General features: G+C 58.9%; 24 protein-coding genes and 1 other RNA gene. 14 read left to right on the top strand and 11 right to left on the bottom strand.

Going from position 1 to position 23,671, the window contains the following annotated elements; genetic code table 11:
• Positions 1-153: 153 nt before the first annotated feature.
• Entirely contained in the window at positions 154-717 is a 564-nt protein-coding gene (gene gmhB, locus EIEH_RS10355; protein ID WP_015870057.1) for a D-glycero-beta-D-manno-heptose 1,7-bisphosphate 7-phosphatase, read from the bottom strand.
• Positions 718-905: 188 nt separating this feature from the next.
• On the opposite strand from gmhB, the gene metN reads away from it, so the two are divergent.
• The 6 genes from metN (at position 906) to proS (ending at position 6,532) form a co-directional block, all read left to right on the top strand.
• On the top strand, positions 906-1,937 hold the full coding sequence (metN, locus tag EIEH_RS10350; RefSeq protein WP_035609432.1) for a methionine ABC transporter ATP-binding protein MetN: 1,032 nt from the start codon (positions 906-908) through the stop codon (positions 1,935-1,937).
• Positions 1,930-2,583 (top strand): methionine ABC transporter permease MetI, encoded by a 654-nt coding sequence (locus EIEH_RS10345; protein WP_015870055.1) that lies wholly within the window; start codon positions 1,930-1,932, stop codon positions 2,581-2,583. Before metN ends, EIEH_RS10345 begins: the two co-directional genes overlap by 8 nt.
• Positions 2,584-2,645: 62 nt before the next feature.
• A complete protein-coding gene (locus EIEH_RS10340; protein WP_015870054.1) occupies positions 2,646-3,461 on the top strand; it encodes a MetQ/NlpA family lipoprotein in 816 nt (271 codons plus the stop codon).
• A gap of 110 nt (positions 3,462-3,571) precedes the next feature.
• Positions 3,572-3,994, top strand: a complete 423-nt coding sequence (gene rcsF, locus EIEH_RS10335; protein ID WP_015870053.1) for an Rcs stress response system protein RcsF — start codon at positions 3,572-3,574, stop codon at positions 3,992-3,994.
• Positions 3,991-4,695: a tRNA (N6-threonylcarbamoyladenosine(37)-N6)-methyltransferase TrmO gene (tsaA, locus tag EIEH_RS10330; RefSeq protein ID WP_035609427.1), complete on the top strand. Its 705-nt coding sequence runs from the start codon at positions 3,991-3,993 to the stop codon at positions 4,693-4,695. Before rcsF ends, tsaA begins: the two co-directional genes overlap by 4 nt.
• A 118-nt stretch (positions 4,696-4,813) precedes the next feature.
• Complete coding sequence (proS, locus tag EIEH_RS10325; protein ID WP_015870051.1) at positions 4,814-6,532, top strand: proline--tRNA ligase; 1,719 nt, start codon at positions 4,814-4,816, stop codon at positions 6,530-6,532.
• 68 nt (positions 6,533-6,600) lie between these two features.
• On the opposite strand, the gene creA is transcribed toward proS, so the two are convergent.
• Positions 6,601-7,089, bottom strand: coding sequence for a protein CreA (gene creA / locus EIEH_RS10320; protein ID WP_015870050.1), 489 nt, complete (start codon positions 7,087-7,089; stop codon positions 6,601-6,603).
• 193 nt (positions 7,090-7,282) lie between these two features.
• On the opposite strand from creA, the gene robA reads away from it, so the two are divergent.
• Positions 7,283-8,173, top strand: a complete 891-nt coding sequence (robA, locus tag EIEH_RS10315) for an MDR efflux pump AcrAB transcriptional activator RobA (RefSeq protein ID WP_015870049.1) — start codon at positions 7,283-7,285, stop codon at positions 8,171-8,173.
• Here the strand turns inward: robA and gpmB are convergent.
• Positions 8,170-8,817, bottom strand: a complete 648-nt coding sequence (gene gpmB / locus EIEH_RS10310; RefSeq protein WP_015870048.1) for a 2,3-diphosphoglycerate-dependent phosphoglycerate mutase GpmB — start codon at positions 8,815-8,817, stop codon at positions 8,170-8,172. The genes robA and gpmB overlap by 4 nt on opposite strands.
• Positions 8,818-8,985: 168 nt before the next feature.
• Here gpmB and yjjX point away from each other — a divergent pair, with 168 nt between their 5' ends.
• Complete coding sequence (gene yjjX / locus EIEH_RS10305) at positions 8,986-9,522, top strand: inosine/xanthosine triphosphatase (RefSeq protein WP_015870047.1); 537 nt, start codon at positions 8,986-8,988, stop codon at positions 9,520-9,522.
• On the opposite strand, the gene trpR is transcribed toward yjjX, so the two are convergent.
• Together trpR and sltY are read right to left on the bottom strand one after the other, a co-directional pair.
• The gene (gene trpR, locus EIEH_RS10300; protein WP_015870046.1) at positions 9,513-9,845 is read right to left on the bottom strand and encodes a trp operon repressor; all 333 of its coding nucleotides are present in this window, start codon (positions 9,843-9,845) and stop codon (positions 9,513-9,515) included. The two genes, yjjX and trpR, sit on opposite strands and share 10 nt — an antisense overlap.
• An 88-nt stretch (positions 9,846-9,933) precedes the next feature.
• A complete protein-coding gene (gene sltY / locus EIEH_RS10295; RefSeq protein WP_172468377.1) occupies positions 9,934-11,853 on the bottom strand; it encodes a murein transglycosylase in 1,920 nt (639 codons plus the stop codon).
• Positions 11,854-12,242: 389 nt separating this feature from the next.
• On the opposite strand from sltY, the gene ettA reads away from it, so the two are divergent.
• Positions 12,243-13,910, top strand: coding sequence for an energy-dependent translational throttle protein EttA (gene ettA, locus EIEH_RS10290; protein ID WP_015870044.1), 1,668 nt, complete (start codon positions 12,243-12,245; stop codon positions 13,908-13,910).
• A gap of 62 nt (positions 13,911-13,972) precedes the next feature.
• On the opposite strand, the gene radA is transcribed toward ettA, so the two are convergent.
• Positions 13,973-15,361 carry a DNA repair protein RadA gene (gene radA, locus EIEH_RS10285; RefSeq protein WP_015870043.1) on the bottom strand — a complete coding sequence of 463 codons (1,389 nt, stop codon included), beginning with the start codon at positions 15,359-15,361 and terminating at the stop codon, positions 13,973-13,975.
• Between the two features lie 54 nt (positions 15,362-15,415).
• Positions 15,416-16,393 carry a phosphoserine phosphatase gene (serB, locus tag EIEH_RS10280; RefSeq protein ID WP_015870042.1) on the bottom strand — a complete coding sequence of 326 codons (978 nt, stop codon included), beginning with the start codon at positions 16,391-16,393 and terminating at the stop codon, positions 15,416-15,418.
• Positions 16,394-16,500: 107 nt separating this feature from the next.
• Between serB and EIEH_RS10275 the strand changes: the two genes are divergently transcribed.
• A complete protein-coding gene (locus EIEH_RS10275; protein ID WP_015870041.1) occupies positions 16,501-17,181 on the top strand; it encodes a YtjB family periplasmic protein in 681 nt (226 codons plus the stop codon).
• A 34-nt stretch (positions 17,182-17,215) separates the two neighbouring features.
• On the opposite strand, the gene rnpB is transcribed toward EIEH_RS10275, so the two are convergent.
• Both rnpB and rsmI read right to left on the bottom strand, forming a co-directional pair.
• An RNA gene (rnpB, locus tag EIEH_RS16925) (RNase P RNA component class A) lies at positions 17,216-17,594 on the bottom strand.
• Between the two features lie 25 nt (positions 17,595-17,619).
• Positions 17,620-18,489, bottom strand: coding sequence for a 16S rRNA (cytidine(1402)-2'-O)-methyltransferase (gene rsmI, locus EIEH_RS10270; RefSeq protein WP_015870040.1), 870 nt, complete (start codon positions 18,487-18,489; stop codon positions 17,620-17,622).
• A 60-nt stretch (positions 18,490-18,549) separates the two neighbouring features.
• On the opposite strand from rsmI, the gene EIEH_RS10265 reads away from it, so the two are divergent.
• The 4 genes from EIEH_RS10265 to dolP are packed head-to-tail and all read left to right on the top strand — an operon-like array spanning position 18,550 to position 22,180.
• Positions 18,550-20,598, top strand: coding sequence for a penicillin-binding protein activator (locus EIEH_RS10265; RefSeq protein ID WP_015870039.1), 2,049 nt, complete (start codon positions 18,550-18,552; stop codon positions 20,596-20,598).
• Positions 20,556-20,942, top strand: coding sequence for a YraN family protein (locus EIEH_RS10260; RefSeq protein ID WP_015870038.1), 387 nt, complete (start codon positions 20,556-20,558; stop codon positions 20,940-20,942). The genes EIEH_RS10265 and EIEH_RS10260 overlap by 43 nt, the downstream gene beginning before the upstream one ends.
• A gap of 46 nt (positions 20,943-20,988) precedes the next feature.
• Entirely contained in the window at positions 20,989-21,579 is a 591-nt protein-coding gene (gene diaA / locus EIEH_RS10255; protein ID WP_015870037.1) for a DnaA initiator-associating protein DiaA, read from the top strand.
• A gap of 10 nt (positions 21,580-21,589) precedes the next feature.
• A complete protein-coding gene (gene dolP, locus EIEH_RS10250; protein ID WP_049640301.1) occupies positions 21,590-22,180 on the top strand; it encodes a division/outer membrane stress-associated lipid-binding lipoprotein in 591 nt (196 codons plus the stop codon).
• A gap of 49 nt (positions 22,181-22,229) precedes the next feature.
• Here the strand turns inward: dolP and mtgA are convergent, their stop codons facing one another.
• Positions 22,230-22,964, bottom strand: a complete 735-nt coding sequence (mtgA, locus tag EIEH_RS10245) for a monofunctional biosynthetic peptidoglycan transglycosylase (protein ID WP_015870035.1) — start codon at positions 22,962-22,964, stop codon at positions 22,230-22,232.
• Positions 22,961-23,614: an isoprenoid biosynthesis glyoxalase ElbB gene (elbB, locus tag EIEH_RS10240; protein WP_015870034.1), complete on the bottom strand. Its 654-nt coding sequence runs from the start codon at positions 23,612-23,614 to the stop codon at positions 22,961-22,963. The genes mtgA and elbB overlap by 4 nt, the downstream gene beginning before the upstream one ends.
• Positions 23,615-23,671 lie beyond the last annotated feature (57 nt).

Raw genomic sequence — 23,671 nt, 5'->3', positions numbered from 1 at the left:
TTTTTTGCTTTCTCCGACTGGCTGGGCGACGTATCGGTCGTTGTTCCCGGTCAGTGGAGGCGCATTATAGGGACTTCTCGCTACGTGACAAGTCTTAATTTCATTTTTTTGGCCACTTGCACTATTTTCACCCAACGCGGGGGAAATAGACGCTTAGCAGCGGACTTTTATCGCCTGCGGTAGCTGCGCCAGGCTATCCAACACAATGTCCGCCAACGCCTCGCCCTCCGCACTCAGGGGTTTACCGCTGCGTACCAGAACCTTGGTTCCCACGCCGGCCGTCTGCGCCGCCTGTAAATCTTCCAGCTTATCGCCGACCATATAAGAGGCCGCCATATCGATATGCAGGAAACGCTGCGCCTCCAGCAGCATACCTGGCTGGGGCTTACGGCAGTCGCACGCCTGTGTGTATTCGGGCACCGTACCCTGCGGGTGATGCGGACAATAGTAGATACCGTCCAGATCCACGCCGCGATCGGCCAGCGACCAGTCCATCCACTCAGTCAGGTGCATAAACTGATCCTCCGTAAACATCCCGCGGGCGATGCCGGACTGGTTGGTCACCATCACCAGAGCAAACCCCATCGCCTTCAGCTCGCGCATAGCGTCAATTACGCCATCAATAAACTGAAAGTCATCGCTGTCGTGTACATAGCCGTGATCGACATTCATCGTGCCGTCACGATCGAGAAAAATGGCAGGAATCTGCTGCGCCATTTACTGTTACTCCTTAAAACGAAAAATCAGCGCACAGTATCGCACGTTTCCACGGGAAAAAGAGCGTGTCATGCTGACTGCCCATCGGTTGACTTAGACGTCTAGACGCCTTAACATCCACTTCAACGTATAGCGTGACTCAAATCACTGATAATGACGGCCTAGGCCACGGCGAAAAAAATATAAAAATGATCAGACTAACTCATATCACCAAAGTTTTTCAGCAAGGGCAGCGCCGTATCAGCGCGCTGGACGACGTGTCGCTGCACGTACCCGCCGGACAGATTTACGGCGTCATCGGTTCATCCGGCGCGGGTAAAAGCACCCTGATCCGCTGCGTCAATTTACTTGAACGCCCAACGCAGGGACAGGTATTCGTCGACGGCCAGGATCTGACGGCGATGAGCGCCGGGCAGCTAACGCGCACGCGCCGCCAAATCGGCATGATTTTCCAGCACTTCAATTTGCTCTCCTCGCGGACGGTCTATGGCAACATCGCCCTGCCGCTGGAGCTGGATCGCGTGCCGCGCGACGAGATCACGCGCCGGGTTACCGAATTATTGGCATTGGTCGGTCTAGCAGACAAGCGCGATGCTTACCCCGCCAACCTCTCCGGTGGACAGAAACAGCGCGTAGCTATCGCCCGCGCGTTGGCCAGTAACCCCAAAGTGCTGCTGTGCGACGAAGCCACCAGTGCGCTGGATCCGGCCACCACCCGCGCGATTCTGGAGCTGTTGAAAGATATCAACCGCCGTCTGGGACTGACCATTCTGCTGATCACTCATGAGATGGACGTAGTCAAGCGTATCTGCGATCAGGTTGCCGTCATCAGTCAGGGAAAGCTGATCGAACAGGGCAGTGTCGGCGAGGTGTTTTCTCATCCCAAGACACCGCTGGCCCAACAGTTTATCCACGCCACGCTACATCTGGATATCCCGGATGACTTCGCTGCACGTATGACACCCACCCGCGGTGCCGATAGCCAGCCGCTGTTACGCCTGGAGTTTACCGGCCAGTCGGTCGATGCACCGCTGATTTCTCAGGCGGTGCGACGTTTCAATGTCGACATCAACATTCTCAGCTCCCAAATGGATTATGCCGGCGGAGTGAAGTTTGGCGTTATGTTGGCCGAAGTCCACGGCGACGATACCGATGCCCAGGCCGCCATCGCCTTTTTTGAACAGCATCACGTGAAAGTTGAGGTACTGGGTTATGTCTGAGGCAATGATGTGGTTAATGGTCCGCGGCATCTGGGAAACTGTCGTTATGACCCTGGTCTCCGGTTTCTTTGGCTTTGTCATCGGACTACCGATCGGCGTACTGCTGTACACCTCGCGTCCGGGACAAATTCTGGAAAATGCGCAGCTGTATAAGCTGCTGTCCGCGCTGGTGAATATCTTTCGCTCCATCCCGTTTATCATCCTGCTGGTCTGGATGATCCCGTTTACCCGCCTAATCGTTGGCACCTCTATCGGTCTGCAGGCGGCGCTGGTTCCCCTGACCATCGGCGCGGCGCCCTTCATCGCTCGGATGGTGGAAAACAGCCTGCTGGAGATCCCAAGCGGCCTGATTGAAGCGGCGCGGGCAATGGGTGCGACCCCGATGCAGATCATCAATAAGATCCTGCTGCCGGAGGCGTTGCCGGGGCTGATTAACGCGGCGACCATTACGCTGATCACCCTGGTAGGCTACTCGGCGATGGGTGGGGCGGTTGGTGCCGGTGGACTCGGACAAATCGGCTATCAATACGGTTATATCGGTTACAACGCAACGGTAATGAATACGGTATTAGTATTGCTGGTCGTTTTAGTGTATTTGATCCAGTTCAGCGGTGACCGCATCGTCAAGGCGATCAGCCGTAAATAAGCAACGGAAACAATAAAGAATCAAGCGTGCAGAGCACAACATCACATACAGAAGGATAGGCTATGTCAACGAAATTCAAGTCCTTGGCACTGGTCGGTACATTACTCGGCACGCTGGCGCTGGCTGGCTGTGGACAGGAAGAGAAAGATCCCAATCATATCAAGATCGGCGTTATCGTCGGCGCGGAGCAACAGGTTGCCGAAGTCGCCCAGAAGGTGGCCAAAGATAAATATGGTCTGAACGTCGAACTGGTGACCTTCAACGACTATGTCCTGCCCAACGAAGCGCTGAACAAAGGTGACATTGATGCCAACGCCTTCCAACATAAACCCTACCTCGATCAGCAGATTAAAGATCGAGGCTATAAACTGGTAGCGGTCGGAAATACCTTCGTTTATCCAATAGCCGGCTATTCTAAAAAGATTAAGTCACTGAATGAGCTGCAGGACGGTGCTCAAATCGCCATTCCGAACGATCCGACCAACCTGGGTCGCTCCCTGCTGCTGCTGCAAAGCGTAGGATTGATTAAACTGAAGGATGGTATCGGCCTGCTGCCGACGGTGCTGGATATCACTGAAAATCCGAAGCATCTGAAGCTGGTTGAGCTGGAAGCGCCCCAGCTGCCGCGCTCCCTGGACGATAATCAGATCGCGCTGGCCGTCATTAACACCACCTATGCCAGCCAGATTGGCCTGACGCCGGCGAAGGACGGGATCTTCGTCGAAGGGAAAGACTCCCCTTATGTTAACCTGATCGTCGCGCGTGAAGACAATAAAGACGCTGAGAACGTGAAAAAATTCGTTCAGGCCTATCAGTCTGATGAAGTGTATAATGCAGCAAACAAAATCTTTAACGGTGGGGCAGTAAAAGGCTGGTAATTTCTAGCAGTTTCCCTCTGCTTGACAAGATGGGCATTCTGCCCATCTTGTCATTTGCGCTATAGATTGTTTCAATACTCCTCAACTCCATTAATCCCAGGACATTTTCCATGCGTGCATTACCGTTATGCCTGCTTACGGCCAGTCTTGCGCTGAGCGGCTGCTCTCTGCTGTCACGCCAGGCTACCCTGATCAAGCCACTGGCTGCAGACAAAACGCCGGAAACCGTCGCCAAGCCACGCGCCGTTACGCCGCGTCAGACGCCGATTACGCTATATGAGAGCGCTGAGGATCTGATTGGCAAACCCTTTCGCGATCTCGGCGAAGTCAGCGGCAGCGTTTGTCAGACCCGCACTCACCATCGCGCTCCCAGCCTGACTACCGCGCGTAAGCGTATGCTATATAAGGCCGCTCAGCTAAAGGCAAACGCTGTGCTGCTGCACAGCTGCCAGATCCTTAGCCAGAGCAATGGCTGCTATCGCCAAGCCATCTGTACCGGCTCCGCCCTTAGCATCGCAATGTCAGCCCAATGACCCAACTCCAATTTGAACCGATAGGCGTCATTCGCTCGCCCTATAAAGAAAAATTCGCCATTCCGCGCCAGCCGGGGCTGATCTGCGACGGCGGCGGAACGCTGGACTTATTACCCCCCTATAACCAGCCGGAGGCCGTACGTGGACTAGAGGGGTTTAGCCATCTGTGGGTCATTTTTGTCTTCCACCAAACCATGGACGGTGGCTGGAGACCCACGGTGCGTCCGCCGCGCCTCGGCGGTAACGCGCGCGTGGGCGTTTTCGCCACCCGTTCCACCTTCCGCCCCAACCCGATCGGAATGTCTCTGGTTGAACTGCACGGCATTGAGACACGCAACGGTGTGCGGCTCCAGCTCGGCAGCCTGGATCTGGTAGACGGGACTCCGGTGCTGGACATTAAGCCCTACCTGCCCTTTGCCGAGAGCCAACCGCAGGCGCGCGCAGGGTTTGCACAGCAGGCGCCGCCGGCTGATATGCCCGTTCTCTTCAGCCCCGGAGCACAGGCGCAAATCGCCCAGCGGCAGCAGGACTATCCGCACCTGACGCGCTTTATCCGCCAGATTCTGGCGCAGGATCCCCGTCCAGCCTACCGCCGCGTAGAAGAGGAAAATCGGGTTTACGCGGTACACCTGCTGGATTTCAACCTACGCTGGCAGGTAAAAAACGACGTCTGCGAAGTGCTGGGACTCGATCCGCGCTAGGCGGCACCTGTGGCTGCAACGGCATCGCACCTAAAAAATCATGCGGCTCTCTTTTGACGTCCCGCAGGCACTGGTAGACTAGACTACTTTTTTTGCTCGTTCGAACGGAACCATACTCATGCGTACTAGCCAATATCTGCTCTCCACCCTCAAGGAGACACCCGCCGACGCGGAAGTCATCAGCCATCAGCTGATGCTGCGCGCCGGGATGATCCGCAAGCTGGCGTCCGGCCTGTATACCTGGCTGCCGACCGGCCTGCGGGTTCTGAACAAAGTCGAAAACATCGTGCGGGAGGAGATGAACTACGCCGGTGCGATCGAGGTATCCATGCCCGTGGTACAGCCAGCCGATCTGTGGCAGGAGAGCGGGCGCTGGGAGCAGTACGGTCCCGAGCTGCTGCGCTTTGTCGACCGCGGCGATCGCCCCTTTGTTCTCGGCCCGACCCATGAAGAGGTCATTACCGATCTGGTACGCAATGAGATCAGCTCTTATAAACAGCTGCCGCTGAACTTCTACCAGATCCAGACTAAATTCCGCGATGAGGTACGTCCGCGCTTCGGCGTAATGCGTTCCCGTGAATTCCTGATGAAGGACGCCTACTCCTTCCACACCACTCAGGAGTCCCTGCAGGAGACCTATGAGGCCATGTATGCCGCCTACAGCCGCATCTTTAGCCGCATGGGTCTGGACTTCCGCGCCGTACAGGCCGACACCGGCTCCATCGGCGGTAACGCCTCCCATGAGTTCCAGGTGCTGGCCCAGAGCGGGGAGGATGACATCGTCTTCTCTACCGCCTCTGACTATGCCGCCAATATCGAGCTGGCCGAGGCCCTGGCACCAGCCACCGGGCGTGCAGCAGCAAACCAGCCGATGCAGCTGGTGAATACCCCGGATGCCAGGACCATCGCGGAGCTGGTTGAACAGCATGGCCTGCCAATCGAAAAAACCGTGAAGACTCTGCTGGTTCACGCCAGCGAGGAGAGCGGCCATGCGCTGGTTGCCCTGCTGGTGCGCGGTGATCATGAGCTGAACGAAGTGAAGGCCGAGAAGCTGGCGCTGGTTGCCAGCCCGCTGACCTTCGCCAACGAAGCGGAAATCCGTGCACTGGTTAACGCTGGGCCGGGCTCCCTGGGACCGGTCAATCTGCCGCTGCCGATCGTGGCCGACCGCGCCGTTGCGGCGATGAGCGATTTTGGCGCCGGCGCCAATATCGATGGCAAACACTACTTTGGCATCAACTGGGAGCGTGACGCCGCGCTGCCGCAGATTGCTGATATCCGTAACGTGATCGAAGGCGATCCCAGCCCGGATGGTAAGGGTACGCTGCTTATCAAACGCGGCATCGAAGTGGGGCATATCTTCCAGCTGGGCACCAAGTACACCGAGGCGCTCAATGCGACCGTACAGGGTGAGGATGGCCGCAATCAGCTGATGACCATGGGCTGCTACGGTATCGGGGTCACCCGCGTCGTTGCCGCGGCGATCGAGCAGAACCACGATGAGCGTGGGATCATCTGGCCGGACGCCATCGCACCGTTCCAGGTCGCAATCCTGCCGATGAATATGCACAAGTCGTTCCGGGTAAAAGAGGTGGCCGAGCGTCTGTATGACGGGCTGCGTGCCAAGGGCATTGAGGTCCTGCTGGACGATCGTAAAGAGCGCCCTGGCGTGATGTTTGCCGATATGGAGCTGATCGGGATTCCGCATACCATCGTCATCGGCGATCGTAACCTCGATAACAACGAGATCGAGTACAAGTATCGCCGTAGCGGTGATAAGCTGATGATCAGCGTCGATGAGATCGAAGCCTTCCTGCAGGCGCAGATCGCTCGCTGATCGCACCGCGCTTTATCGTTAACAAACAGGCCGACGCTGTCGGCCTGTTTTTTTGCTTGAATGCAATGTTACCCCTGCGGTGCTGCGCTCCACGGCATCACTGGCACCGCACTGATTGCGTTCTTCGGCGATCCTTCCACGACCCGATCAGAATAGGAGAGATAGATCAGCACATTGCGCTTGCTGTCATAAAAGCGCACGACCTGTAGCTTCTTAAATATCAGCGATGTGCGTTTACGAAATACCACCTCGCCATCCGCTTTTTTGTTACGAATTTTTTCACTCAGCGCGATCGGCCCCACCTGCTGACATGAGATCGCCGCATCAGAAGTATCCTCAGCCAATCCCAAACCACCTTTAATCCCTCCGGTTTTCGCCCGGCTGACGTAACAGGTCACATTTTCCACGTCAGGATCGTCAAAGGCCTCAACCACAATCTTATGATCTGGTCCAAGCAGCTTAAATACCGTGTCGACAGAGCCGATCTCCTCGGCGTGGACCGAGGATCCCAACAGGGTCGTCAACGCGACACATAAACCAACAAAATATTTATTCACTACATTACCTCTAGATTTTATAATAACGGCAGTTATTACTTTACCGACGTTGAATAAAAAAGATAACAAGCTATTTTTTTATTATACTGCTTGCCCTTAAGTTCGTATTGCAATCAGCACGTTTCGTCGGATCATGGTTGCTTCCCTGCACATTATATGCAGCCTATGTATACCACCGCATTAAGGACGCTTTATGGATCAGGCCGATATTATTCATGACCTGCTAAATTGGTTAGAAGGACACCTCGATCACCCTCTTACCCTCGACAACGTCGCGGCCAAGGCAGGCTACTCCAAATGGCATTTACAGCGCATGTTCAAAGATGTCACCGGACAGGCTATCGGCGCCTATATTCGCGCCCGTCGTCTCTCCAACGCGGCGGCGGCGCTGCGCCTGACCAGCCGACCTATTCTGGATATCGCGCTGCAGTACCGCTTTGACTCTCAGCAGACATTCACCCGCGCCTTCAAAAAACAGTTTAACAAAACACCTGCGCTCTATCGCAGGGCAGAAGAGTGGCATGCCTACGGTATACGCCCGCCGATCCGTCTGGGGGATTACACTATCCCAACGCCAGAATTCATCACGCTGCCCAGCCTATCGTTGGTCGGTGTTACCCAGAGCTATACCTGTACCTTAGAGCAGATCTGCCGCGTACGTACCGAGCTGCGAACTCAGTTCTGGCGCGATTTTTTGCACACAGTGCAGGATATCCGCGATATTCCGCCGGTGCTGTATGGACTGCACCATTCTCATCCGAACCCCGATAAGGATGATGAGCAATCGATCATGTATACCACGGCTCTGGAGCCGCACCTGCTTCCCAGACAGCTCACCCGCGAAGTGCAGTCTATCGAGCTGGCCGGCGGTGAATATGCCAAATTCAGCTATCAGGGACCGACCGGGCACTTCCAGGAATTCATTATGAGCCTGTATAACAGCGCCCTGCCTGCCCTGAATCTGACCCGCCGCCGCGGCCATGATGTGGAGCGATTCTATCCCCTTGAGGACTCAACCCAGCGTCCGCCCAAGAATCTGAGCTGTGAGTATCTGATCCCTATCCGACACATGCCGTCGCCCTAACGTAAGACTTCATCCATCGACGGCTGGGCCAGATGCTGTACATCGCCCGCCGTTTCAACCACCCAGCCGCTCGCCAGCCATGCGCTCTGCTGGTAATCCACCCGCGACAGCGAGCAGTTGCGCAGACGCAGGCGGCGCTCAGCGTACGGCGGCAGCCCCAAAATCGTGGAGAGCAGGCAGCCCAGGGCAATGCCATGGCTCACCAGCACCGGACGACTCCCCTGCGGTAGCGTCAGACAATCGTTCAGTGCCTGCTGCATACGCTCAGCCAGCTGCGTCATAGTCTCCCCCTGTGGGATACAGCCCTGCGGCGAACCATCCAGCATGCTCAGACGCCACTGCTCCTCCTGCAGCGTCAGCGAGGCCAACAGACGCGATTCCAACACCCCCATACTCAGCTCACGCAAGCGGACATCCAGCGTCAGCGGACAGCGACAGGACGCGGCGATGACCTCCCCCGTCTGCTGAGCACGCCCCAAATCGCTGGCGATCACGTGAGTAATCCCCATCTGGCCTAAGCGTGTGCCGACCTGCCGCGCCTGCCGTTCGCCCATCACGGTCAGCGGGCTGTTCGACTGCCCCTGAATACGCCGCTGTACATTCCACTCCGTTTCACCGTGACGAATAAGATATACCTGTCTCATCTCTTTTTTACCTATACTGTGCTGTCTCCAGCCACTGCTACGCTTACTGACCGGATTTTCCCGGCCGAATCGCTACACGGAGTCCCGCTGCCGCTACCACGCACGCACAGTCTCGGCTGCGCCCCGGACAGTAACGGCGTCCACGCATTTAAAGGAAACTGGAACCGTATGTACCATGTTGTCGCCGCGACCACCAATCCGGCTAAAATTCAAGCCATTACACTGGCATTTGACGCTACCTTTGGCGCCGGACAATACCGCATTGAAGGGATAGACGTCGACAGCGGCGTGCCAGAGCAGCCCCTGGGCAGCATCCAGACGCGCAGCGGGGCGCGTCACCGCGTTATCTGCGCCCGTCAACTGCGGCCAGAAGCAGACTTTTGGGTCGGCATTGAGGCGGGAATTGAAGATAATATGACCTTTGCCTGGATGTCGGTAGAAAACCGCTGCCACCGCGGCGAATCCCGCTCCGCCAGCCTGACGCTGCCGGACCGCGTCATGGACGGTATCCGACAGGGGCAGACGCTGGGGTATGAAATGCGCCGCCTGAGCGGCATTGATGATATTAACCGTCGGGAGGGCGCCATCGGCATCTTTACCCAGGGACGGCTCAGCCGCACCAGCGTGTATTACCAGGCGCTGCTGTTAGCCCTGGCGGCGCTGGAGCCAGGCTATCACCACAAGCCGCCACCCCACTACGCCTGAGGCGTCGCGGGCAACAGCTGACGCACCAGCCACTGCTTAAAGTCAGGCGATGCCATCTTTAGGCTGTTTGAGCCCCGGGTAATCGTAGCGATACCTGCGCCCAGCTGACTCTTTAGCTCACGCTGACTCATCTCCCCCTTCAACAGCTCTTCAATGATGCGCACGCGGGTTGCCAGCGCATCGCGCTCATCCGGCGTCAGAAACAACTGCAGCATCGGCTCCTGGCGCCCCTCTTGGTAGGCCTGCTGTAAAAGCTGAATGAAGCGTTGCCAATCATCAGGCTCTGCGGAAACCTGATCCGGCGTGGGCGTTGTCTTTTGCATCGTCTGATCTACCTTACCTACGGCTGAACTATTCAACGAGTACAAGCATACCATAGACACCATGCAGGATGTAGGCCATCGAGCCAGGCTAGTAGCGGCGCGCCCATTCAGCATCCGTCAGTATCTGCTCCGGTCGATGCATGAAATAGCGATAGTAGGCATCATAGGCTAAGACGTTCTTCACATAGCCACGCGTCTCCGAGAACGGAATGCTCTCGATAAACGCCACCGCATCTATCTGCCCAGCGCTGTTGCCGAGCCAGGAATTCACCCGTGACGGCCCTGCGTTGTACGCTGCGCTCGCCAGAATACGGTTACGTCCCAGACTCTGGTAGACGTACTCCAGATAACGGGTACCAATATCGATATTGGTTTTGGGATCGAACAGCTGACTGCTGTTCTGATAGTGACTCAGGCTGAACATCTTGGCCGTGTGCTCAGCCGTCTTTGGCATCAGCTGCATCAGGCCGCTGGCGCCGACCGATGAGCGGGCCCCCGGGTTCCAGGCACTCTCCTGGCGGGCAATCGCCATGGCATAGCTTTGGGTGATCCCTTTATCTTCCGTTGCACTGCGGAACTCCTGCGGCCAGGCCAGCGGGAATCGTTCCTGCAGATGATCCCATAGCTTAGCCACAATCGTCGCCTGCACGCTCAAATCGGCCCACCCCTGCTCCAGGGCATAGCGTGCCAACGCCTCCTGTTGAGGGCGGGGCTTGCTGGCGACCAGCGCGCGCCACTCACTGCGCGCGGTATTATCCATATTCCAGTACATCAACTCGCGCACCCGGGCGATCGCAGGCTCCTGCGTCAGGGCGGCATCCGGGCGTGCCGCCCGCATCACCTGCAGCGGATAGGGAATACCCAGCCGCTGGGCGGCCACCATAGGATAAAAGCCGCGCTGCTTGATCAGCGCCCGCAGAATCGCCTGCCCCTCGCTGCGTTTACCCTCATCTATCAATGCCACTGCATGCCAATAGCGCCACTCATCCTTATCATGCACTGACTTCGGTAAACGCCCCAACCATTCGCGCACCTGTACCTGATTGCCCTCCCCCAGCGCCATACGCAGACGTCGCTCCAGCAACGCCGCATTATGGCTGCGACGGATCACGCCATCGCGCCAGCGGCGATCGTCGGCGCTGGCATCGCTGCCCATCAGGCGCCAGGCAATGATCTCTTCCATCTCCTGCCGTTTGTCCGGCGGAATGTGCTGTAAACGCACCAGCGTAGGCAGCATTGCCCGCGCGGCATCCGCATCCTGACGCGCCAGCGAGGCAAAGGCACCCCCCACGATATCACGGGTAAAATCGCTCGGTGCGACGCTGCGGGCAAATGCCTCTACGCTGCGCGGATTGGCCTGCAGCGCCGTCAGCGCGGTATTCAGAGTCCGGTAGTTCTCCGGTAGCTGCTGCTGCAGGTATTTCACCAGCCCTGCGTTGCCCTTCTCCAGCGCCAGACGCAGGCGGGCCAGAACCGCCTGATCCCGTAGCCCACCAGCCCCCCTCCAGGCATCGAACAATTTGTCACAGCTGGAGGGCAGTGACTGACCGCTCATCCAGACCGTCTGCGCGCCACGCCACGCCACCTCCGCATGCCCCGTGGCATACTGAGCGTAATAATAGTTACAACGCGCCGCCACTGGCTGCGGCAGCTGGGGACTGAAGACGAGCAGGCCTATCCAGTCCTCGCGCCGCGCCAGCTCATTGACATAGCGCGACGTCAGGCTGCGCGCCGGCGGCAGCGTCGGATACTGCTGCAAAAAGGCCTTAATCTGCTGCGCGTTAACCTGGGACATATCCTGCGTCAGCGCCCGATAGGCCAGATAGGGGTACAGCGGATAGTCACGCAGCGTCGGCATCAGCTGATTGACGCTGTCCATCCGGTTGGCGTCCCACGCCTGCTTAATCTGTTGATAGCGCGCGCGCTGCGCATCGAGCGAATCTGCCGAGGCCGCCGCCGCGCTCAGCGCCAGGCACAGCCCGACGCTCCAATAGCGCCATTTGCCCACCATGACCATGTTTCTCTTTCCTTTGCTGACTCTCGCGCCCTGCGCGTCCACCGAATGATCGCCATCGCTCCGCGTGGAGCGTTGGCTAACCGTCTGAAATGCTATGACAGTGATTTTAGCAAAGCATTCCCCGTGTCCTGCTTTTCTTGCTCGCATTTACACGTTGCCCACAGCCTCTCGCCATCCCGTTTACCCTTTACGCGCTCAATCGGAGAGAATTCACCCGGCACCGACAGAGATCGCAAGGAAAAAACGCGATGGCACGCTATACTCGCGCTTTGTCCACCCCCTGCCCGCGGGTCGTTGTTATCCGTGGATGAACGGGCTACACTCCGCATCCACTATCGATCCGCAGCATATTCATCCGATAACAAGAGGCTCAGAGCAACGTGGCTCAATACGTCTATACCATGAACCGCGTCGGCAAAATCGTCCCGCCGAAGCGTCACATCCTGAAAGATATTTCCCTCAGTTTCTTCCCGGGTGCCAAAATCGGCGTGCTGGGTTTAAACGGCGCGGGGAAATCCACCCTGCTGCGCATTATGGCCGGCGTTGATACCGATATCGAAGGCGAGGCACGTCCGCAGCCAGGGATTAAGATCGGCTACCTGCCGCAGGAGCCGAAGCTCAATCTGGAGCAGACTGTCCGCGAGGCGGTGGAAGAGGCCGTGGGCGAGGTTAAGCAGGCGCTGACCCGTCTGGATGAGGTGTACGCCCTGTACGCCGATCCGGACGCCGACTTTGACAAGCTGGCCAAAGAGCAGGGAGAACTGGAGGCGATCATCCAGTCCCACGATGGCCACAATCTGGATAACCAGCTGGAGCGCGCCGCCGATGCGCTGCGCCTGCCAGCCTGGGATGCCAAGATCGCCAATCTCTCCGGCGGTGAGCGTCGCCGTGTGGCTATCTGTCGTCTGCTGCTGGAAAAACCGGATATGCTGCTGCTCGACGAGCCAACCAACCACCTGGACGCCGAATCCGTCGCCTGGCTGGAGCGCTTCCTCCACGACTATGAGGGCACCGTCGTCGCCATCACCCACGACCGCTACTTCCTGGACAACGTCGCCGGCTGGATCCTCGAGCTGGACCGCGGCGAGGGGATCCCGTGGGAGGGTAACTACTCCTCCTGGCTTGAGCAAAAGGATCAGCGCCTGGCGCAGGAGGCCTCTGCTGAAGCCGCCCGCCGTAAATCCATTGAGAAAGAGCTGGAGTGGGTGCGTCAGGGCGCCAAGGGGCGTCAGTCGAAGGGCAAGGCCCGCCTGGCCCGCTTTGAAGAGCTCAATAATACCGATTACCAAAAGCGTAACGAGACCAGCGAGCTGTTCATTCCGCCGGGACCGCGCCTGGGCGACAAAGTGCTGGAGGTCAGCAACCTATCCAAATCCTACGGCGATCGCCTGCTGATCGATGCGCTCTCATTCAGCATCCCGAAAGGGGCTATCGTCGGCATCATCGGCCCGAACGGCGCCGGTAAGTCCACCCTGTTCCGCATGATCTCCGGCCAGGAGCAGCCGGACAGCGGTAGCATCACGCTGGGCGACACCGTGACCCTGGCCTCCGTCGACCAGTTCCGCGATGCCATGGACGATAAGAAAAGCGTCTGGGAAGAGGTCTCCGGCGGGCAGGACATCATGCGTATCGGTAACTTTGAGATCGCCAGCCGCGCCTATGTCGGCCGCTTCAACTTTAAAGGCACCGATCAGGGCAAACGCGTCGGCGAGCTCTCCGGCGGGGAGCGTGGCCGTCTGCATCTGGCCAAGCTGCTGCAGGTCGGTGGCAATATGCTACTGCTCGACGAACCGACCAACGATCTGGACGTTGAAACCCTGCGCGCACTGGAGAACGCCCTGCTGGAGTTCCCGGGCTGCGCCATGGTCATCTCCCATGACCGCTGGTTCCTCGACCGTATCGCGACCCATATACTCGACTATCAGGATGAGGGACGCGTCGAATTCTTCGAGGGGAACTTCAGCGAGTACGAAGAGTACAAGAAGCGCACCCAGGGCGCCGAAGCCCTGCAGCCGCACCGTATCAAATACAAGAAGATCGCCAAATAAGCGCGTCATGCTACGAAAAAGGCTCCCTCGGGAGCCTTTTTAACGTCAGGTTGGCATCCGCATCATGCCAGATCCTGCAGAATATCCAGTGCGTCAGACAGCTTCTTCACGCCGTAAACCGTCATATTTGGGATCGCCTTCTTCGGCACATTGGCATAGGGGACTATCGCCCGCCGGAAGCCGTGCTTGGCCGCCTCAATAATGCGCTCCTGACCGCTGGCAACCGGACGCACCTCGCCCGCCAGTCCCACCTCGCCAAAGATCACCAGATCCTGCGGTAGCGGCCGGTCGCGTAGACTGGACACCAGCGACATCAGCAGCGCCAGATCCGCGCTGGTCTCGCTTACCTTTACCCCGCCGACCACGTTGACAAAGACATCCTGATCGGCCATCTGCAGCCCACCGTGGCGATGCAGCACCGCCAGCAGAATCGCCAGACGGTTTTGCTCCAGCCCCACGGCAACCCGCCGCGGATTGGACATCATGGAGGTATCCACCAGCGCCTGGATCTCCACCAGCAGCGGGCGGGTCCCCTCCCACACCACCATCACCGAACTGCCGGCAGTGATCTCCTCACCGCGGCTGAGGAAGATGGCCGACGGGTTGCTGACCTCGCGCAGTCCCTGCTCGGTCATGGCGAAGACCCCCAGCTCATTGACCGCACCGAAGCGGTTTTTATGGCTGCGCAGGGTACGAAAACGCGAGTCGGCGTCGCCGTCGAGCAGCACAGAGCAGTCGATGCAGTGCTCCAGCACCTTGGGACCGGCCAGAGAGCCATCCTTGGTGACGTGGCCGACCATAACGATCGCTACGCCGCGCGTCTTGGCAAAGCGCGTCAGATAGGCCGCCGTTTCACGCACCTGCGCCACGCTGCCGGGCGAAGACTGAATATCGGCCATATGCATCACCTGGATAGAATCGATCACCATCAGCTTCGGCTGTTCCTGCTCGGCGATCAGGCAAATCTGCTCGATGCTGGTCTCCGACAGCATATTCAGGCCCTCCGTCGGCAGGCCGAGGCGATGGGCGCGCATCGCCACCTGCTGCAGCGACTCCTCACCGGTCACATACAGGGTCTTCATCTGCTGTGACAGTCGGCACAGGGTCTGCAGCAGCAGGGTACTCTTGCCTGCGCCGGGATTTCCGCCGATCAAAATGGCGCTGCCGGGCACCACGCCGCCGCCCAGCACCCGGTCAAACTCGGTAAAACCGGTCGAAAAACGCGGTAGCGCCTCCAGGCTTATCTCCGACAGCTTCTGTACCTTGCTCAGGCTTCCGGCATCCCCGGCATAGCCAGACAGACGCGCGCTTCGCCCCGCCGCCGGCGCCGCCGCCAGGCGTACCTCGCTGATGCTATTCCAGGCCTGACAGGCCGAGCACTGCCCCTGCCAGCGAGGATAGTCCGCCCCGCACTCATTACAGACAAACGCCCGTTTTACCGCCTTTGCCACTGCCGACCTCCTTTCTGATAACTGCCCAGCGCCGCCGCTCTGCGCAGATGCGCCTTAACGCTCTTCATGCTTTAACGTCGCGCTCAGCACGCACAGGACACCGATAAGATCCGCATGACGAATCGCCAACGGCGCCCGATCGTAGACGCAGGGCTTGGCATGGAATGCGATCCCCAGCCCGGCACGCTGGATCATCTTCAGATCGTTCGCGCCATCGCCGATGGCGACGGTCTGGGCCAACGGGATATTCAGCCGCTGCGCCAGCTCGCACAGGGTATCCTCTTTGCACTGCGCATCCACGATCCGCCCCGTAACCCGGCCGGTCAGGCGTCCATTGTGCACTTCCAGCGCGTTGGCCACCGCAGCGCTCAAATTCAGACGCGCACGCAGGTGATCGGCAAAATAGGTAAAGCCACCGGAGGCAATCGCCACATGCCAGTCAAATGCCTGCAGCTTGCGCACCAGACTGGTCAAACCCGGCATCAGCGGCAGAGAGTCCCTGACCTGCTGCAGGAGGGCGGCGTCGGTCCCTTCCAGCGCTGCCACGCGCTGGCGCAGACTGGCGGCAAAGTCCAGTTCGCCGCGCATGGCGCGCTCAGTCACAGCAGCGACCTCTCCGCCAACCCCGGCCAGACGCGCGATCTCGTCAATGCACTCAATGGTAATGGCCGTCGAGTCCATATCCATCACCAGCAGCCCCGGCGAACGCAGATGCGGCAGATGCCCCAAAACCGCGGTATCGATACCCTGCTCATTGGCAAACCTGGCAGCCCTGGCGGGCATGCCGCCGGCCAGGCGCACCACCTGGTAATCTTCAATACACCACGCAGCCACCACCACCAGCGGCGCAGCCAAACGGCGCTGGAAAGCCTGCAGCGCCGACTTATCCAGATGGCGTCCATACAACAGCCAACCGGTATGACCGGCGCGATAGTCCAAAGGCATTACCTCATCACCGCTCAGCGACAGCGGCAGGCCGGGCCAGCGATAAATCTCTGCGGGCAGATCGCAAAAGGTAAGACTGTTGGGCATAACCACTCCTTAAAAAACACCATCCCGGCGTCAAAACTGTGCCCCAAGCTATCCTATCGCCAAGGCTTCTGGCAACATAAAGTCATTACCGGCGCAAAGGATCTCCCATGGTTAAGGCAACGCTTCGCTTCCGCCTGCATAGAACAGCCATCGTGCTGATATGCTTGGCATTATTAGTTACCCTGATGCAAGGAGCGTCCTATTTTAGCCTCAGTCACCAGCGCGCGCGGCTCGATCAGGTCGGCGAGCTGGCGCAAACCCTGGCTCAGCAGGTCGCCGCCCGCCTCTCCCCACTCATCAATGACGATACCCCGGACACCAAAAAAATTGCCCCCATTCTGGACGCGCTGACCCGCCACAGCCGTATCCTGGATGTCAGCGTCTATGCTCTGGATGGGGCGCTGATTGCCCAGGCTGGCGAACGGGTGGAAGTGCGCGATCGGCTGGCGCTGGACGGACAGCGCGCCGGTAGCTACTTTAACCACCAGATAGTCCAGCCGATCGAGGGCCGCGATGGCCCCCTCGGCTTTTTACGTCTGACGCTGGACACCCACGTTTTGGCGACCGAATCACAGCAGGTTGACAACACCACTAACCTGCTGCGCCTGATGATGCTGCTGGCGCTGGCTATTGGCATCATTTTAGCACGCACGCTGCTGCAGACACGGCGCAGCCGCTGGCAACAATCCTCCTATCTGCTGACTGCCAATGTTCCGTTGGAGGAGGAGAATGAACGCGATGCGTCGGTGCAGGAGAATACCGCACCGACCACGCCGCCAAAGTCCTAAAAAGCAAAACCCCGCCGAAGCGGGGTTTTTAGATGAAGGGAGTTGACCGGTAAGCCGGGTTCTGTCGTGGACAGTCATTCGTCTAGGCCAGCAATCGCTCACTGGCTCAAGCAGCCTACCCGGGTTCAGTACGGGCCGTACCTTGTGAACCCCTATTTGGCCTTGCTCCGGGTGGAGTTTACCGTGCCACGGTCTGTTGCCAGCCGCGCGGTGCGCTCTTACCGCACCCTTTCACCCTTACCTGATCCCGCTTTGCAGCGGGCCATCGGCGGTTTGCTCTCTGTTGCACTTGTCGTGGGCTTACGCCCCCCAGGCGTTACCTGGCACCCTGCCCTATGGAGCCCGGACTTTCCTCCCCTGCGCCCGTCTCCCCGAAAGGACGACGACACAGCGGCGACTGTCTGGTCAACTCCGGCGCGGATAATAGGCTATTCCGCCTCACTTGTCACCTGATTGCTGCGCGAGTGCGTATTTATACAGCGCATTCTTCTTCACGCCATGGATTTCTGCCGCCAGCGCTGCCGCCTTTTTCAGCGGTAGCTCTGCCTGTAGCAGCGCCAGCGTACGCAGCGCCTCGGGCGACAGCACCTCTTCATCCGCCTGGTATCCCTCGACGATCAGCACCATCTCGCCCTTACGCCGATTCTCATCCTGCTGCACCCAGGCCAGCAGCTCAGCCACCGGCGCGCCATGAATACTCTCCCAGGTTTTGGTCAATTCGCGTGCCAACACCACATAGCGATCGGTACCCAGTTCACTGACCATATCCGCCAAACTCTCCAGCAGGCGATGGGTCGACTCGTAGAAGATCAGCGTACGGGCCTCCTGCTGCAGGCCACGCAGCCGATCGCGCCGCGCTTTTCCCTTGGCGGGTAAAAAACCCTCGTAGCAGAAGCGATCTGACGCCACACCCGCCGCACTCAGTGCGGTGATCGCCGCACAGGCGCCCGGCAGCGGCACCACCCGGATACCGGCCTCGCGACAGCGGCGCACCAAGTGATAGCCGGGATCGTTAATCAGCGGCGTACCGGCATCAGAGACCAGCGCAATACTCTGCCCCTCGCGCAGTTTAGCCAGTAGCTGATCCGCTTTTTGTTGCTCGTTATGGTCATGCAATGCAAAGAAGCGCGCATTTATGGCAAAATGTTGTAGCAGCATTCCCGTATGACGGGTATCTTCCGCCGCTATCAAATCGACCGCTTTCAGCGTCTCCAACGCCCGCTGGGTAATGTCTCCGAGGTTACCAATCGGCGTCGGCACCACGTACAGCGTCGCCGCAGAAATGGCAGCATGATCGTTTTGATTCATTGTTTCATCCGGTTTGTCGATTTAATATTGAGCATTCTGAAAAAATTTACTGGGTACAGTATGCTTTCCTCAATCACTGTCCGCACCAAGTCCGGACGACTCATCCCGTTGGTTTTGGCCGCCACTCTGCTGGCCGCCTGTTCCGGGCGCATATCTACCACGCCACCGGCCCCCGTTCAGAGCGAAGCAACCGCCTCTGCCGACTACTATTTGCAGCAGATGCAGCAAAGCAGCGATGATAGCAAGGCTGACTGGCAATTACTTGCCATTCGTGCACTGCTGCGGGAGGGCAAGCTACCTCAGGCGGACGACCTGCTCGGCCAGCTACCGTCCCAGTTAACCGAGGCTCAGCAGCTGGAACAACGCCTGGTCAGCGCCGAACTGGAGATTGCACGGCATGCTCCCCAGCAGGCACAGGCTATCCTGAGCAAGCTGGATATCTCCCTGCTCAGCCAGGCACAACAGCTGCGCTACTATCAGGCAGTTATCGCCGCTGTGCAGGGGAAGACCACTCTGGCACAAATCCGCGCCTATATCGCGCTACAACCGCTGCTGACGCAGGAGAATCAGCGCAAGTCCAATATTGATGCCACCTGGACCGCGCTGAACACCCTGACCCCGGCCGACCTCAACAGTATGGTGATCAACGCCAACGAAGATATTCTGCGCGGCTGGCTGGATCTGCTGCGGTTATATCAGGATAACCGCCAGGATCCGGCGCTGCTCAAAGCCGCGATCAAAGAGTGGCAGACCCGCTATCCCAATAACCCGGCGGCAACAATGCTGCCCTCCGCGCTGGACAATATCCTGCACCTGCAGTCGGACTCTACCGCCAGCATTGCACTGCTGCTGCCCCTGAACGGTCAGGCCAAAGTCTTCTCTGACGCCATTGAGGCTGGCTTCAACGCTGCGAAAAACGGCGCATTTAACCAGAATAGCGCCGCCGTGACGACCGACGGTACGCCGACAGCACAGGTAGACGCCCCGGCACAACCTGACGTTAACGCCGCCGGTGCCGTCAGCACCAGCACCCAGAGCGCAGACGCCACGGCGTCCGTGCTCCCTGCCGACAGCGCCGCGCTGCCGCCACTCGATGCCGCTGGCGATCCGATCGCGCCCAGCGTCAGCCCGGGAAATCCCGACGCGCATATTCAGGTTTATGATACCAGCAGCCAGCCGCTGCCCGAGCTGCTGAGCCAGGCACAGCAGGCCGGTGTCAGCCTGGTCATCGGGCCGCTGCTGAAAAACAACGTGGATCAACTCAATACCATTTCTACTCCGCTGAATATTCTGGCGCTCAACCAGCCCGAGCAGGTACAGAACCATCCCAACATCTGCTATTTCGCGCTGTCACCGGAGGATGAGGCGCGCGATGCCGCGCGGCATATCTGGGCTCAGGGTAAGCGCACTCCGCTGCTGCTGATCCCGCGCAACCCGCTGGGCGATCGCGTCGCGAAGGCCTTTGCCACCGAATGGCAGTCGTTGGGCGGCGGCAGCGTACTGCGGCAAACCTTCGGATCCAGCGCCGAGCTACGCAGCACCATCAATAGCGGTACAGGGATCCGTCTGACCGGCCAGCCGGTCAGCATCACACCTGCCCAGCCGACCTCGGTGACGATTGCCGGCCTGACCATCCCTGCGCCGGTGCAGCCTCCGGTAGCCAGCGGCGGCGGCGTGGACGCCGTCTATATCATTGCGACGCCGGCCGAGATCACCCTGATCAAACCGATGATCGATCTGGCCAACGGTACCCATAACGGCATCAGTCTGTATGCCAGTTCACGCAGCTATCAAGCGGGCGCCGGTCCCGATTTCCGCTTGGAAATGGAGGGTGTTCAATTCAGCGATATTCCGCTGCTGGCCGGCAGCGATCCAGCCATTCTGCAGCAGGCGCCGGCCCAGTACCGCAACGACTATTCGCTGATGCGGCTGTATGCCATGGGAGCTGACGCCTGGACGTTGGCCAACCACTTCGCCCAGCTGCGTCAGATCCCCGGCTTCCAGGTTCAGGGAGCAACAGGTACGCTGAGCGCCAGCGACAACTGCGTCATCCAGCGGAAACTGCCGTGGCTGCAGTACCAGAAAGGCAGCATCGTTCCGGTTCTGTAACCGCTCACCAGATCGGCGCGTACCATGAACAACGGGCGCGCCGCTATCTGGAGCGGGCCGGGCTGCGTTTTTACGCCGCCAACGTACGTCTACGCGGCGGTGAGATCGATCTGATTATGCGCGATGGTGCCACCTGGGTCTTTGTCGAGGTGCGCTACCGGAAAACAGCCTGCTACGGCGACGCAGCCGCCAGCATTGATAGCCGTAAGCGTCAGCGTCTACAGCGCTGCGCGGCACACTGGTTGGCGGTGCGAAATCAGAGCATAGAAACGGCCGATTGTCGTTTTGACGTTTTGGCAATCACCGGCAGCCAGTTACAATGGCTGCCCAATGCATTTGTCTGAAGCACATCACGCTTTTCAGGCTTTTCCAAATAAATGGACACTTACTGTGCTGGAAAGAATTAAAGGCTGTTTTACTGAAAGCATACAAACGCAAATTGCCGCAGCGGAAGCCCTGCCCGATGCCATTTCCCGCGCGGCGCTGACGCTGGTGCAATCACTGCTGAACGGCAATAAAATTCTGTGCTGCGGCAACGGCGCCTCCGGTGCCAACGCCCAGCATTTCGCCGCGACGCTGATAAATCGCTTTGAAACCGAGCGTCCAAGCCTGCCGGCCATCGCACTAAATGCCGATAGTGTGGTCTTAACCGCCATAGGCAACGATCGCCTGCACGATGAGATCTATGCCAAACAGGTACGTGCCCTGGGCCATGCAGGAGACGTGCTGCTGGCTATCTCAACCCGGGGCAATAGCCGTGATATCGTCAAGGCGGTCGAAGCGGCGGTAACCCGTGATATGACGATCGTGGCGCTGACCGGCTATGACGGCGGCGAGTTGGCTGGTCTGCTGGGGCAGCAGGATGTGGAGATCCGTATCCCGTCGCACCACAGTACCCGAATCCAGGAGATGCATATGCTGACCGTCAACTGCCTGTGCGATTTAATTGATAATACCCTGTTTCCTCATCAGGCTGACTGAAGGAGTCGTCATGACGATGCGTTTTTCCTTAACCCGATGTTTTCCCGCGCTGGTCGTCCTCAGCGCCCTGCTACTGCAAGGCTGTGTCGCCGCCGTGATCGGCAGTGCGACCGTAGCAACCCAGGCGGCCAGCGATCCCCGCAGCGTGGGTACCCAGGTCGACGATGGCACGCTGGAGGCCCGTATCTCCAACGCACTGAGCAAAGATGCCCAGCTGAAGAAAGAAGCGCGAGTTGTGGTAACTGCCTATCAGGGGCAGGTTCTGCTGACCGGTCAGGCGCCAAGCCAAGCGCTGATTAGCCGCGCCAAGCAGATCGCAATGGGCGTTGAAGGCACCAAGGCCGTCTATAATGAGGTCCGCTTAGGTCAACCTGTCAGCCTGGGTACAGCCTCAGCTGATGCCTGGATCACCACCAAAGTACGCTCCCAGCTGCTGGCCAGCGATCAGGTGAAATCTACCAATGTGAAAGTAACCACCGAAAATAGCGAGGTCTTCCTGCTGGGGCTGGTGACCCCCAAAGAGGGCCAGGCTGCCGCGCAAACGGCCAGTAAAGTCAGCGGGGTGAAACATGTCACTACCGCTTTCACACTGTTGAAATAACAACGAGATAGCCTAAAATCCCCGCTGCAGCGGGGATTTTTATCGGCGGCTAATGCAGATCGTAGCGCTGTAAAAAGGCCTCGCCGCCCAGCTGGTGCATCTGGCGCAGGATCCAGCGCTGACGTTGCAAAACATAGCGCGACGGCGCGCGCACGCTGAAGCGATGCGGGTTAGGCAACACTGCTGCCAGCAGCGCCGCTTCTCCCGCCGTCAGCCGACGGGCCGACTTATGGAAATAGCGCTGGGCTGCCTCCTCCACCCCGAATACGCCGGGGCCAAACTCCGCAATATTCAGGTAAACCGTTAAAATACGCCGCTTGCTCCATACCAGCTCTTCCGCCAGTGTCAATGGCGCCTCAAGCCCTTTACGCAGCCAGCTGCGGCCGTCCCACAGCAGCAGGTTTTTCATGGTTTGTTGCGACAGCGTCGAGGCGCCACGCAGCGGGCTTCCCTCTTCATCCGCGCTGTCCAGCGCCTGTCCGATCGCAGTGAGATCAAATCCCCAGTGCTGGGGAAACGACTGATCCTCCGCAGCGATCGCAGCCAGCGCCATCTGTGGCGCTATCTGCGACATTGGCCGCCAGGTCTGGTAGGCAATATAGCTAAAGTCACCGTGCAACCAAGCTCCGATCTGCCGCTGTACCATCACCGAGGAATAGGGCACCGGCAGCACGGCAAAAATCAACAGCGCGGCAATCCATGCTCCCAGCAACGCGAACACCAGGCGGCGACCCCAACACCAGAGGTGCTGAAACACCCGGCGCGACGCTGCCGTTTGGCTCATCGGGTCATATCCAGAACCTGTGTGACCAGCTTATCGATCCCCTCCGCTGCCTCGGCGATCGTATTGGCCAGCATATAGGCCGGCGTCGTCACGACCCGCTGCACCTCGTCTACCACAATATCATTCACTACACAGGCCACGTGCTCCCCGCCCATTGCCTCAATCGCGGCGGCAGTGGCAGCATCATTACCGATGGTTACCCGCACCGGAACGCCCAGCAGCCTGGGCAGCAGCGCCGGCGCAATGCACATGAACCCCAACGGCTTTCCGTCGCGATGCAAACTCGTGACCAGGCGCTGCAGCGCCGGATCGATGCTGCACTCCGCGCCATCCGTCGCAAAGCTACTGAGATTTTTAGCCGCGCCGAATCCACCGGGTACGATCAGCGCATCCAGCTGGCTGGCATCCGCCTGCGCCAGCGATGTCACATCGCCACGGGCAATACGCGCCGCCTCCACCAAAACGTTACGCCGCTCCGCAACCGGCTCTCTGTGTAGATGATCGATCACCTGCATCTGCTCCCGATCCGGCGCCAAGCACACCGCTTGGGCCCCGATTCGAGACAGTGCCAGCAGCGTTAATACCGCCTCGTGGATCTCACTCCCATCGAATACCCCGCAGCCACTGAGTACTACGCCGACTCGTTTCATCGCTTCTCCTTATTATCGGTGAATGGGCTCCCTGGCCCCTCGTGTGGCAAGGGAAAA

The sequence above is a fragment of the Edwardsiella ictaluri ATCC 33202 genome (assembly GCF_000264785.1).
Lineage (GTDB): Bacteria > Pseudomonadota > Gammaproteobacteria > Enterobacterales > Enterobacteriaceae > Edwardsiella > Edwardsiella ictaluri.
The sequence above is the reverse complement of the archived record's forward strand: the minus strand, read 5'-3'. Positions and strand labels throughout refer to the sequence as shown.